Source organism: Legionella oakridgensis ATCC 33761 = DSM 21215 (assembly GCF_000512355.1).
GTDB lineage: Bacteria > Pseudomonadota > Gammaproteobacteria > Legionellales > Legionellaceae > Legionella_A > Legionella_A oakridgensis.
In genome coordinates this window covers 938,632-951,336 of the sequence record NZ_CP004006.1, presented here as the reverse complement: position 1 = coordinate 951,336, position 12,705 = coordinate 938,632, and the positions used below count along the sequence as shown (strand labels likewise).

Genomic DNA, 12,705 nt, shown 5'->3' with positions numbered 1-12,705 from the left:
TCTAAGAAGACATAAAGCCTCGCACAGGCAAACTATCCAGTCTTACCTCATGGCCATCGCTTTCCGCAGCTTGCACAGCAGCGCTCCCCAGTATAGGCTGTAATTCTTGCCCATCCGTGAGACTTATTCGCCTGCTGGGGGAAGAAAATAAACCATCGCGACTGGCAAAACCAGACTTCATGATTCTTGTTTGAGAAAAAGTTGAGCTGAATACCTCCGAATGTATACTGGCTGTTTCAGTTGGAGACACTTCCATTTCAGGGAGTATTTCAGCCCGCAGCCTAGCTTTTTCTTCCTCCGCATATTCTAGAGCTTCAAACTCCTGAACTAAGTGTGCTTTCATTCTCTTATCATTATAAAAAGAACATAATTTTTTCAGGCCGTACACAACCGCAATGGCTGCTAGAATGCCGATGCTTACAAAAATACCACCCGGCACAAAACTCCACACGGTTATAATCCCGGCAAGAACGATAGAAGCCCCCAATGCAATGACTACATTATTTCTGCATCTTGCATATTCATTGGCAATCCGGGTTTTTTCCTGGCGAACCTCAAGGGAATCCTGCTCGGTAATAGGACCACTCTTGCGATTTTCATTCCAGATTAGCACCAAGTGAAATACTTCATTGAATACAGAAACCAGTGACGCGGCTACAAATAATGCAGCCGCTATCGGATTCATGGTGGTGGCTGCAGCAATTAACACGCCATAAGCAGCTAGATTTAATGCTGAAGAAGCAAGTAGAGAAAAATTTTCACGAAATCGATGTGACAATGAAACATTCGGTTCAGAAAAACTCTGATAAAAGCTGTATATTCCAATACCAACGGTATAAATTAAGCCAATCACCGGAAAAAACAAACTGGCTGCTAAAAGGCTTTGCAAGGCCGTTAATCCACCAGTAACCAGAAACGGCGGTAAAAATGAAAGGGCAAAAAGCAAAAGGGAACCGCCGATGAGAATTTTTCTCTTTTTATTTCTACCTTTTTCTGTAATTAATTTTATAAATTCATTAATCTCTTCATGTTCATGACGAGTTAATTCTTGCAACTCTTGCAAAAAATCATAAACAGTCAACGGTGCATTAAGGTATCGTCCCCATTTGGACGATGGAATGTCCAAAGCCATTAATAATTGTTGAACACACACTTGGATGTCTTTATTTTTATTAATAGCCGTCTTATGAAAGTCATCATTAAACACAACCATGTTCCTGTCATAAAAATTCATGCGATTATGAAGGAGAGACGTATCCTTTTTTGCAGACTTTCAATAAAACATTGCAAGGTATCGATAATGGATGACATAGTCGATTGCATACCCTAGCTTAAATAAGCCACATTATAAATGAAAAACATTAATGCAATATTAACATTTTATAAATTATTTGGTCAATTTGTTTATTATATAGACTTATGAGGGAGCAGCAATGGGGATTTACCATCTGAATTTTAATAATGGCACAATATTGGTGTAATCGTCAGTCCATAGCACGCTCTTAGTGTCTGCTACAAAACGCCAATTATCATGCAGCATGACTTGTTTGGCTAAAGCTTCATTTTGAGTAAGCAACACCCAGTCAGAAGACAATTGCCCTAATCGCCCCACTCCCGACTGATGTTTGTGAAGCACCACCATATCTATTTGGCGTCCGGCTGCCGTTAAAACAGGCAATACATCCAAATGACGATTGCTGATGTTAACCAGAATCACACCATTTTTCTTGATTTTCTTCTGATACAGGTTAAACGCTTCACTTGTCAATAAATGCGCTGGTATAGAATCTGAATTAAAGGCATCCATGACCAGCAAGTCATATGTTTCATCTTTTGCTTGCGCCACTGCTAAACGGCCGTCTGTCTGCATCAATGATATCTGAGGCAAACAATCGCGCAAATAAGTAAAAAAATGAGGGTTTTGGGCAATATTAATGACTTGTTCATCAATTTCAACCATGGTCACTTTATCTTGCTTACGAAATTGGCAAGCCATGATGCCCGTCCCTAAACCAATAATCATCGTATTCAATGACGAAGACGCAGCCTGCATCTGTTGGACTACAGGGAATATTGCACCATAGTATGCTCTTGTACCGGCATTTGACTGCTCATCGCGAAACTGAAAACCATGAATAGTGCTTTGGCTCATTAATACTGTAGCGCCAGCCTGCGAAAATACTTGTTTTATTCCATAAAAATTACGTTGTTGGCTAAGAATGGTAGAAGACTTAAACTGTGGAATAAAAATAAATGCAAATAAAATCAGCATGCTAATGAAAAGATCAAGTTTACTTTTATGCCAAAGCAAAAGAATAATTAATGCTAAAATTTCAAGGATATGATGTATTTTTATCCATCGAAATAACCCTGTTTCAGGCAGCCAATACTGAATCAGTAACATCAGAAAAACCATCGTGGCAATTGGCCAGCCACGTTTTTGCACGCTTATTGGAATGCACAGCAACGCCAATAGCATTACTAAGGGATATTCATACGCATCCGCAAATAATTTCGGCGCCAATAACCCATTGAACAAGCCAGCCAATACACCACCTAAAGCCAAACAAAAATAAAAGGTAGTCAATTGCAAGACAGGCGGCCGTACATGCGCCAACTGCCCATGACAAAACAACGCCAACATGAAAAAACCGAGCAAATGGGCAAGGATAAGCTGTTCTACAGAGATTTCTTGCACGCCTATAATAAAACCAAGAACAGGAAATACTAAAAAATATAAAATGTGCTTAGCGGTCCAATCGTAGGAAATCCATGGTTTTCTCGCGAATGTTACTACAAATGAGAGTAAATAAAGCGCCAGCGGCAATACCCAAAATAAAGGAGTAGCCGCCACGTCTTTGGTAATATAAAAAGTCACCCCTAACATTAAGCTGCATGGCACAAAACTTAAAAAACCCAGTGCGCCATTTGTTTCCAAACCAGTTTAGGCGGTGCTTCCGTAACCTGCGTCATAGACTGATAATTAGGGACTAATAATAGCCCTGCTACCAAACAAAGATAAACCAAATAAAAAATATTCCAGCCGTGGAATTGCTCGCTGACTTTTGAAAAACGTTCAATGAGCCATGGATAACTTAGCAATGCCAGTAAGCTTCCTGCATTACTGGCTGCATATAAATAATAAGGGTCCTTTCTCGTTTTATTGTTCGTCTGGCTAAATGCGTATTGCAATAACGGCGCTGATGCCCCTATCACCAAAAGAGGTAAACTAAGCTGTAACAGCAATGTTTTTAAAATAGTGATTTCCGGACTGCCTTCTGCAGAAGGGGATGAAAGATGTAATGGTAGAAAATAAAAACTTAATAAACAAACGGTTAAATGGATAAACCGCCATATTGTAGTGTTTTTTAACTGGCTTAAAAACCAAGCATAGGCATAGGCAAATAATAAGAGAGCCTGAAAAAAGAGCATGCATACGGTCCAGACAGCCGGCGTCCCACCATAATACGGTAGCAATACCTTGGCCACCATGGGTTGAATGACAAAGAGTAAACTGGCACTTAAAAACAAACTAAGAGGAAAAAGCAACTGTTGTACCCATGCGTAATTTTTACTCATTTATTGCCAATTTAATCTATTATTTATTAAACCAGAGGGGATTTCTTTCATAGGGAGAAAAGAAAAACAAATGACATACTATAAGAAATTTATTGCCGACATCAAGTCATTTGATACTTTATCTCCATATGCTGCTACCATCCACAATGCCTTGCTTATTCATGCTTATCATGAATTAGAACAGCGATATAAACATCTTACAACAAAACTTTCAAATTCGTCAGACGCGCACGATGGCGGTATACCGACAGATAAACAAATACTTTTAAACAAAACAAAACAAAATAAAATACTTGTGTCTCTATTAATGCATATGATTGACATTGAAGCCGAAGCCCATGCAAACAGCCTGGATTTAACTCAAAAATCCATACCTGACTACTCATTCATCTCTGAATTTGCCAGGCATTTTCAGAATGTCTCACAGCTTGTTGACGTACTGGCCGATGCCCCTGATTATCTTAAAGTATTAACAACAAATGTGTGTATCGCCATTCTGACTAAAGTCGATAAGCCCACACAAGAACAGCAATTAGCCGCACTGTCTGTTGACCACCTTGAAGACATGCTGGAACAAGCCATTATTACTTACGAATGCACCGAACATGAAGCAACGCAAAGCCAATGCCAACATTTGGTTCATATGGGTATGTTTGAACTGATTCGCAGAGAGCAGCAACGCATTTTTGCACAAGAAAATCTACAAGCTGAATGCCATTGTTATCAACATTTTCTGGATTTTATAAGGGAAAAGTTGCCAGAACTCCGTCAATCGAACATTTTAGAGCATTTAAACTTATACCAAAATACCGCAGGACAAACCATTCATGACTTGATCACAGATGTTGAGCGCAAATTATGCATTAATCTGCATGAAGTATTGACTGACTTGCAAATCCACATGTTTAAAACACCATTAACCCCGCTTGCTGAAATTAACCTAAATCAGGAAGCCGCCCAAATGATTTTAGCCCAATTTAAAGAACCGCTTGCAAAGGGAGCGAAACTGCTGGAACGGTCAAACGCACTGTCTCAACATGAGCTGGCACATAAGATTAGAAAATACGATCATCAAATAAACCTATTAAAACGACAATGGGCTATGATGGAGGCGATTTCTTCTGCAAATCAGCGGGAATTTGCTGACTTAGTTATGCGGTGGGAAACCTATTTCCACCGCTTGCAATCCATTTACATTAAAATAAAAAAAGCTGAACGACTGGACAAGTTAGCATCAGACTCCTGTCTTGCAGACACATCGAGAAATAAGTTATTGCATACTGCAAACCACGTGCTTGAGGAAACATTTGCCAATCCTCCCTCTGCAATGACAATCTATGCCTTACTCAATAATGACCAAGCTCGTCACTACCTCGAGCAGAAAAAAACAGTTCAGAATGCCAATAAAAAAGTCTTAGTCACCATTAATTTTCCTCAAAAAAATTAACTGAAAAAGAAATTGAAACGTTTATTACCGAAGCAGAGTTACATGTTAACTCACCTTCCGGTCAAAAATATTTCTTTAGTTATAAAGACAATATTCCCAAAGCCATGTTGATGGTAAGAGGCACCTTGCCTGAGGAGCTTGAAACGCCAAAACATTATCAACAACGCTTGGCTATTACGACGATGAATATGATTGATAATGTCTTAAGCAAAAGCACGATAGTCAACGTCAATACAACAAATCCATTCATTGCCAAAATTGCCGAACAATATATTAATCACTTAAAGCATATTGTAAAACTTGAAATGACTTACTTCGAAATCACGGGCTGTTCTTACAATATACAAAATGAAGCCATTGAACAGGCAGAAAAAATGTTTACCATGCTGGCTCCTCAACTTTCCAAGAAAAACATAAAATCAGCCTCATGGTATAAGGAAGCACAAAAACTACACCAATGATAAGCCAGCTCTGGTTGGCTATTATAAGGAGATAACATGACGTTTGGTTTTATTCGGGGATTATTCTTATTCTTCAGTCTCATGCCTTTAGTTTTCGCAAAAAACATTTCCGGCATTACCATCCCGCTGCATTATTATCCGCAATATGGCATTTATACCGCGACCGTTGAGGTTGGCAAAAAAACCAGCAAACAGTCGAAGCCATTGTGGACACAGGCAGCTCAAACGTGGTGTTTACGGCAGATGAATCCTATTGTCCCAGTTGCAAAAAAGCACTGACGAAGGGTGCAATTAATCCTGAAAAAATGGATATTTATAATACCAATAAAACCTTATTTTTAAATTACGGCTCAGCAAAAGATACCGCCACCATCTACATTGCGCCAATACAATACAGCGAGGATAAACAACTCGCTATGGAAATTTTTGTCCTTAAAGACAGCAATCAGCCATCCAGCATCATTGGGATGATTCACCATGATTTGCGGGAATCAATGATTAAATTTACTCCATTCCTTGTAAAACTAACGGATAATTTCAATAAATATTCGGAATTGACTTTTGTCTTGTGCGCTAATCAGGGTAAAAGTTATTATCATCTGGGGCCCATGAAATTGCCAACATCCTCTTTTCAAAGCCAACTTCTTCCCAGTAAATTTTATGAAATCAATACCGCTGGCTTTTTTACGCATGATAAGAAACCCATTGCAACACCTGATAACAAGCTTAGTGGAGCCATTCTGGATACCGGGACTGGTGGATTTATTTTGCTGACGCAAAATTTATATAAACCATTGTTTGACTATATTTATGCACACGCCGGAAATAAAAATAAAAAATTGAATGCAAAATTCTGGTCTAATAACTATTGCATTTTACAAAAAGATATTGATTTTAAATCATTTCCAACCGTAAAAATTGGTTTTCAATCAATTGACAAAAAAAGCATTTATTATTTGACGCTGCCACCGACAACCTACATTAATCAAGCCGGTTGTGATGAAGGTTACGTTCGCCTGGTTTTTATGGCAGGACTTGTGCCAAACCATCCTACCGCCAAACGGAATCATCATCGCTACAGCAGTGCCAACACCATCCCGCAAATGATCATTGGCACTTCCTTGCTAGATGACTATGCACTACGCATTGATTACAAAAACCCGCCAAACGTCACCTTTTATGATAATCATACGTTATGCATCAAATAAAATGCCGTTCATCGCTGGCGACCACCTTGCGTTTGCCCAGCGCCAGTATTGGTGGTATTGGCAGGTTGGGTGCCCTCTGTGACCGACGGTAATTGAACGTGCGTCTCCGGTTCAGGTTCCAGCGGCTGAACGGGAACAATGACTGGTCGTCGTCCACCAAACATGTGATGCAATATAATTGCAGCCAACAGAACAATCACAATGATTGCGACCACTTTAACAACGTTAGGCTTATTCGCCATACAATACCCCTTGTACGTTTATATCTCCGGTTCTACCTCGTTTTTTCCAAACATTTTTTCATACGAGGATCTTAAGCATTTATTCGCGAAGCACCCAACATCCAGCGGGCTTTTTCATGCTGTTCAATTCGATTTGCCAACAAATTAGCAGTCCCTTCGTCATTCATTTTTTGTGCCATAGCCATGGCAACGTTCAAATCTTTCACCAGCGTTCCATGATCATTGGCCAATTCAGTCACCATGTCATTCGAATTTACATCAGAATCACCATCTTTAATGGTTTTTAAATGTTCAAATTCCTTAAAAGTCGCTGGCGCTTTATGTCCTTTAATTAAAATTCGTTCTGCTACTTGATCCACGGCTTCCGCAAGTTCACGGTATTGTGCCTCAAATAACTCATGCAATGACTTAAATTGTGGCCCTTTCACATGCCAGTGGTAATTCTGGGTTTTTAAGTACAAAGCATACGTATCTGCCAAAAGAATAGATAATTTATTGACTAACTCACTCATTGTAAACTCCTTCTTATTCATGATGCGAGCCTAAGAATAGTTCAAAATGGAAATAATTGAAATGGTTGCATGCCAGTTAAAGCACACTTAAATTGTTATTTTTAAATCATCTCATTTTTTTGTTAAAATGACCTGGTTTTTGCAATAAGAGACCACAATGGATGAACGATTGTATACTTTGGAAATAGAGCATTTCCATGACCTGCAGGAAAAACATAAACAACAAGCCTTGGCTGCATTAGAGTCTGGCCAAGTGATTTTTTTCCTCTTTATTCTTTTATCCCAAATAAAACGAGCAATTCATCCTGTCTGAATCCATGCTTGATCACAAGCATAAAAACATCAGTTATGATTATATGCAACAACGTCTTGGTGGTCTTGCTAGCACCAATCCATCATCAGCATTGCTTATGCAGCAGTTTATGCATCGCTTTGCGGACTACGCCAGGCAACTCGTTGATGAACTATTACCGCAATACCATAAAGATCTTCGCTGGGGCAGGACAAGTTATCGACCGGCTGAAATAAATGGTCGTCACAGTTCAAAACGTAAAGATGATACTCGCCTTCATGTTGATTCTTTTCCATCAACACCAGTGAATGGTTTGCGAATCTTACGAGTATTTTGCAATATAAATCCTTACGGCGAACCTCGTGTTTGGCATTTGGGCGAAGCTTTTTCCCAAGTTCTTGCAAGGTTTTCACCTAAAATTCCTGCTTTTAATACCGCTCGTGCTAAATTGTTGAAACTCATTAAAGCAACCAAAACCTTACGTTCTCCTTATGACCATTACATGCTTCATCTTCATGACCGCATGAAACTGGATGATGCCTACCAGCAAACGGTTCATAAACATCGTGTGGATTTTCCTCCATACAGCACATGGCTTGTCTTTACTGACCAGGTTTCTCATGCCGCATTAAGTGGGCAATATCTTCTTGAACAAACATTTTATTTACCGGTGCAAGCCATGGCAAACCCCGCTTTATCCCCTCTACAGCAGTGGGAAAGAGAAAAGAATTTTATTGCCACTCTTGCCTAATAAAAACTTCCCGACAGCAAGTGCGCATGATTTATATTTCTGTCAAAAACAAAAAACCCGCCATAAAGCGGGTTTTTTGAAGGGTACGACGAATAGCAAGATTACATCATGCCGCCCATTCCACCCATACCGCCCATGCCGCCCATATCACCGGCACCAGCTTCTTCTTTCTTTGGCAGATCAGCAACCATGCACTCTGTGGTCAGCATTAGACTTGCTACAGAAGCTGCATTTTGCAACGCAGTACGAGTTACTTTGGTTGGGTCAAGAATACCAAGCTCAACCATATCACCGTATTCACCTGTTGCTGCATTAAAACCAAAGTTGCCTTTATTTTCAGCAATTTTGTTGACAATGACGGATGCTTCATAACCAGCATTGGTTACGATTTGACGTAATGGAGACTCGATAGCACGGCGAAGAATGTCAATACCCATGGTTTGATCATGGTTATCACCTTTCAGGCTATGCAACGCTTTTTGAGCACGAATCAGAGCTACACCACCACCAGCAACGATGCCTTCTTCAACAGCGGCACGTGTTGCATGCAGAGCATCTTCTACGCGAGCTTTTTTCTCTTTCATTTCAACTTCGGTCGCTGCACCGACTTTGATAACTGCAACACCACCAGCCAATTTAGCAACACGCTCTTGCAGTTTTTCGCGATCGTAATCAGAAGATGTTTCTTCCATTTGAGCACGGATTTGGCTAATGCGATCGTTAATGTCTTTCGCTTTGCCTTCACCATCAATAATGGTGGTGTTTTCTTTGGTCACTACAACACGTTTTGCTGAACCAAGATCTTCTAATGAAGCGCTTTCCAGACTCTTGCCAATTTCTTCAGAAATAACTTGACCATTGGTTAAAATAGCAATGTCTTGCAACATGGCTTTACGGCGATCGCCAAATCCTGGCGCTTTAACTGCGCAAACTTTAACAATACCACGCATGTTGTTAACAACCAACGTTGCCAATGCTTCACCCTCAACGTCTTCAGCAACGATCAACAATGGACGGCCAGATTTTGCAACGCCTTCCAATACAGACAGCATGTCACGAATATTGGTTATTTTCTTGTCAACTAACAGAATGAATGGGCTTTCAAGTTCTGTAGACATGTTTTGTTGATTGTTGACAAAGTACGGAGAAATGTAGCCACGATCAAATTGCATACCTTCAACAACAGCCAATTCATTTTCCAGACTATTGCCATCTTCAACGGTAATAACGCCTTCTTTACCTACTTTTTCCATAGCTTCAGCAATAATTGAACCAATCGCTTCATCAGAGTTGGCAGAAATAGTTCCTACTTGAGCGATTGCTTTGCTGTCTTTGCAAGGTTTAGACATAGAATGCAATTCTTTGGTAATTGCCAGAACAGCTTTATCAATACCGCGCTTCAGATCCATTGGGTTCATGCCAGCAGCAACGGCTTTATGGCCTTCAACCAGAATCGCGCGAGCTAATACGGTAGCAGTGGTTGTACCATCACCAGCAGCATCTGATGTCTTAGAAGCCACTTCACGTACCATTTGAGCGCCCATATTTTTAAAGCGATCTTCAAATTCAATTTCTTTTGCAACAGATACGCCATCTTTGGTTACTGTGGGAGCACCATAGGATTTTTCAAGAACCACATTACGACCACGTGGGCCCATGGTTACTTGTACTGCATTTGCCAATGCATTCACACCAGCGAGCATTTGTTGACGCGCTTCGTCACCAAAACGTAAATCTTTAGCCATTGTTATCTCCTTAGTCGATAAAATTACTTCTCAACAACACCCATGATGTCATCTTCACGCATCACAACGAGTTCTTGCCCATTAATCTTAACTTCCGTACCAGAATACTTGCCAAACAGTACAACATCACCTGTTTTGACAGCCAAGGCACGGACATCACCGTTTTCCAATACTTTGCCTGCACCAATTGCAATGACTTCGCCTTGCATTGGTTTTTCTTTAGCACTGTCAGGTATTACAATACCACCTGCTGTTTTATGTTCTTCTTCCAGACGGCGAACAACAACACGATCGTGTAAAGGACGAATCTTCATATTTGTTTTCTCCTGGTTTTGATTATTACCTTTTGATTTATTTTTCAGAGTAACGCTCTGATTTGTTAGCGCCAGGGGCATCCCAACGCTGATGATTGCCATATGGGGTCTATTTATTGACTTTCAAGGGGCGAATTAAAAAAAATTGATTTTTTTTATTTAAGATCCTAAACAGCAGTCTCTTTAAAAAATTTTGCTATAAATGCCCAACAGTTAAATCATATTGCCCATCATTTTAAATTGGCTCAAAGAGATAAGCATTTCGTCGAAATAAAACATTTGGTCAATTTTTGACTCAGACTCAAGATGCTTTACAATACTTAGTAGGACATCCCCTTAAATATGATAACAATGAAACAATATGCTTTATTTTTAATATTATTTTTCACAGCTGCCCTAGGCTTTGCCAGCCCGCCACCAGCTGAGGAAGTCTTTCAAATCAGCGCCAAACCATTGGATCCTAACACTTTGCTTCTTACATGGGATATTAGTCCAGGATTTTTTTTATATAAAGATCGCATCAAATTAATACCGCAATCCAATGCAAATTTTCATTTAGGTCCTATTCGTTTTCCTCAAACGTTAAAGAAAACCGACCGGCAAGGGCGTACCTATGAAGTATATCGCAATAAATTGATTTTGCCGGTTGCCATACTTAATGAACAAGCAGGTGAAGCATTACTTGATGTACAATATCAAGGCTGTGCTAATGATGGTTTCTGCTATCCGCCTCAATTAAAACAAATCAAATTAACGATTGATACAAATCTGGCATTAGTTCAGGTCACTGTAGAAGAAGTTGCCCCAACGGTTACAATCGATGATAAACCAGGCGATGATATTGAAAAAGTATTGTCTACAGACAATCTGGCATTGATTATTCTTGGCTTCTTGGGATTTGGCTTATTGCTTTCTTTTACTCCCTGTGTTCTTCCGATGGTTCCCGTGCTTTCCGGCATTATTGTTGGCCATGGCAAGAATCTGTCGACTCGTAAAGCCTTTTTCTTATCATTAAGTTATGTATTAAGCATGTCAATAACGTACGCAGTGGTTGGCGCCGTTATTGCCTTAATGGGAAGCAATCTGCAAATCATCATGCAATCTCCCTGGGCAATTGGCTTATTTAGTCTTATTTTTGTTCTATTAGCATTATCCATGTTTAATTTTTACGAGTTGCGATTGCCGCTCTCCTGGCAAAATAAATTAGCAAGCGTCACACGTAGTCATGAGGGCGGACATTACTTGGGCGCCGCTCTCATGGGAAGTTTATCCACATTAATTCTTTCACCCTGCGTCACCGCGCCCTTGATTGGTGCTTTAGGCTATATTGCCCAGGCAGGCAATATTATTTTTGGCAGTATTGCTTTATTTTCATTGGGATTTGGTATGGGAATCCCATTATTACTGCTTGGGGCATCCGCCGGTAAATTATTACCTAAAGCCGGCCATTGGATGAATACCGTTAAATCTTTTTTTGGAATATTACTTATTGCTATGGCCATTTACCTGCTGGATCGGATATTGCCAGCATCCTTGATTATGGCCTTGTGGGGAAGTTTATTGGTATTTTTAGGTATTTTTCTAGGGGCATTAACCCGCTCAGCCACTCCTATGGAAAAACTTTGTCAAAGCTTGGGAATCATTCTTCTTGTGTATGGTGTTTTGATTTTAATTGGCGCAAGTCAAGGCAATACCAACCCTTTGCAACCATTGGCATCCCGTACGGATCATCCAAATGATTTCCTCAATCAACCTTACAGTAAAACCATTAAAACCGTGAAACAAGTAAAAGCCGCCCTAGCTAACGCAAAAGGTAAGCCCGTGATTCTTGATTTTTATGCAGAGTGGTGTACTGCTTGTAAAATAATCGAGGCAACCACGTTACAAGACCCGCAAGTACAGGCAGCATTGAAAAATTTTGTTGTATTAAGAATAGATCTTACCGCCAACAATGCTGACAGCAAAGAATTACAACGTCTGTTCGATGTTGTTGCACCACCGACTTTTCTATTTTTCAATGCAAAAGGCAATGAATTAAATAAACTTCGCACAATTGGAGAAATATCTTCGGATCATTTTTATGAGACATTAACGAAGGCCATGTCTTTAGCAAGTTAAGGCTAAATATTGGACATTACTTTGTATAACCCGTTA

General features: G+C 39.9%; 14 protein-coding genes. 7 read left to right on the top strand and 7 right to left on the bottom strand.

The window, feature by feature from the left end; all coding sequences use genetic code 11:
• Position 1 precedes the first annotated feature (1 nt).
• The 3 genes from LOA_RS04665 to LOA_RS15190 form a co-directional block, all read right to left on the bottom strand.
• On the bottom strand, positions 2-1,207 hold the full coding sequence (locus LOA_RS04665) for a hypothetical protein (RefSeq protein WP_148294867.1): 1,206 nt from the start codon (positions 1,205-1,207) through the stop codon (positions 2-4).
• Positions 1,208-1,441: 234 nt separating this feature from the next.
• The gene (locus tag LOA_RS04660) at positions 1,442-2,887 is read right to left on the bottom strand and encodes a spermidine synthase (protein WP_238551328.1); all 1,446 of its coding nucleotides are present in this window, start codon (positions 2,885-2,887) and stop codon (positions 1,442-1,444) included.
• Between the two features lie 20 nt (positions 2,888-2,907).
• Positions 2,908-3,579 carry a hypothetical protein gene (locus LOA_RS15190; RefSeq protein ID WP_238551327.1) on the bottom strand — a complete coding sequence of 224 codons (672 nt, stop codon included), beginning with the start codon at positions 3,577-3,579 and terminating at the stop codon, positions 2,908-2,910.
• A gap of 70 nt (positions 3,580-3,649) precedes the next feature.
• Between LOA_RS15190 and LOA_RS04655 the strand changes: the two genes are divergently transcribed.
• From LOA_RS04655 to LOA_RS04640, 4 genes are all read left to right on the top strand, one after another.
• Positions 3,650-5,026, top strand: a complete 1,377-nt coding sequence (locus LOA_RS04655) for a hypothetical protein (RefSeq protein WP_025385345.1) — start codon at positions 3,650-3,652, stop codon at positions 5,024-5,026.
• Between the two features lie 125 nt (positions 5,027-5,151).
• Positions 5,152-5,487, top strand: a complete 336-nt coding sequence (locus LOA_RS04650) for a hypothetical protein (RefSeq protein WP_238551326.1) — start codon at positions 5,152-5,154, stop codon at positions 5,485-5,487.
• A gap of 36 nt (positions 5,488-5,523) precedes the next feature.
• Entirely contained in the window at positions 5,524-5,766 is a 243-nt protein-coding gene (locus LOA_RS04645) for a hypothetical protein (protein ID WP_025385343.1), read from the top strand.
• Positions 5,715-6,695: a pepsin/retropepsin-like aspartic protease family protein gene (locus LOA_RS04640; protein WP_158423018.1), complete on the top strand. Its 981-nt coding sequence runs from the start codon at positions 5,715-5,717 to the stop codon at positions 6,693-6,695. The genes LOA_RS04645 and LOA_RS04640 overlap by 52 nt, the downstream gene beginning before the upstream one ends.
• Positions 6,696-6,703: 8 nt before the next feature.
• Here LOA_RS04640 and LOA_RS04635 read toward each other — a convergent pair whose 3' ends face one another.
• Positions 6,704-6,937: a hypothetical protein gene (locus LOA_RS04635; RefSeq protein ID WP_025385341.1), complete on the bottom strand. Its 234-nt coding sequence runs from the start codon at positions 6,935-6,937 to the stop codon at positions 6,704-6,706.
• A 71-nt stretch (positions 6,938-7,008) separates the two neighbouring features.
• Positions 7,009-7,449, bottom strand: a complete 441-nt coding sequence (locus LOA_RS04630) for a Dps family protein (protein ID WP_025385340.1) — start codon at positions 7,447-7,449, stop codon at positions 7,009-7,011.
• 157 nt (positions 7,450-7,606) lie between these two features.
• Between LOA_RS04630 and LOA_RS15185 the strand changes: the two genes are divergently transcribed.
• Both LOA_RS15185 and LOA_RS04625 read left to right on the top strand, forming a co-directional pair.
• Positions 7,607-7,762 (top strand): hypothetical protein, encoded by a 156-nt coding sequence (locus LOA_RS15185; protein WP_238551325.1) that lies wholly within the window; start codon positions 7,607-7,609, stop codon positions 7,760-7,762.
• Between the two features lie 4 nt (positions 7,763-7,766).
• On the top strand, positions 7,767-8,492 hold the full coding sequence (locus tag LOA_RS04625) for a Kdo hydroxylase KdoO (RefSeq protein ID WP_238551324.1): 726 nt from the start codon (positions 7,767-7,769) through the stop codon (positions 8,490-8,492).
• A 101-nt stretch (positions 8,493-8,593) separates the two neighbouring features.
• Here LOA_RS04625 and groL read toward each other — a convergent pair whose 3' ends face one another.
• Together groL and groES are read right to left on the bottom strand one after the other, a co-directional pair.
• A complete protein-coding gene (groL, locus tag LOA_RS04620) occupies positions 8,594-10,237 on the bottom strand; it encodes a chaperonin GroEL (RefSeq protein WP_025385339.1) in 1,644 nt (547 codons plus the stop codon).
• 23 nt (positions 10,238-10,260) lie between these two features.
• Positions 10,261-10,551: a co-chaperone GroES gene (gene groES, locus LOA_RS04615; RefSeq protein WP_025385338.1), complete on the bottom strand. Its 291-nt coding sequence runs from the start codon at positions 10,549-10,551 to the stop codon at positions 10,261-10,263.
• A 351-nt stretch (positions 10,552-10,902) separates the two neighbouring features.
• Between groES and dsbD the strand changes: the two genes are divergently transcribed.
• Positions 10,903-12,669, top strand: a complete 1,767-nt coding sequence (gene dsbD / locus LOA_RS04610; protein ID WP_025385337.1) for a protein-disulfide reductase DsbD — start codon at positions 10,903-10,905, stop codon at positions 12,667-12,669.
• Positions 12,670-12,705: the final 36 nt, after the last annotated feature.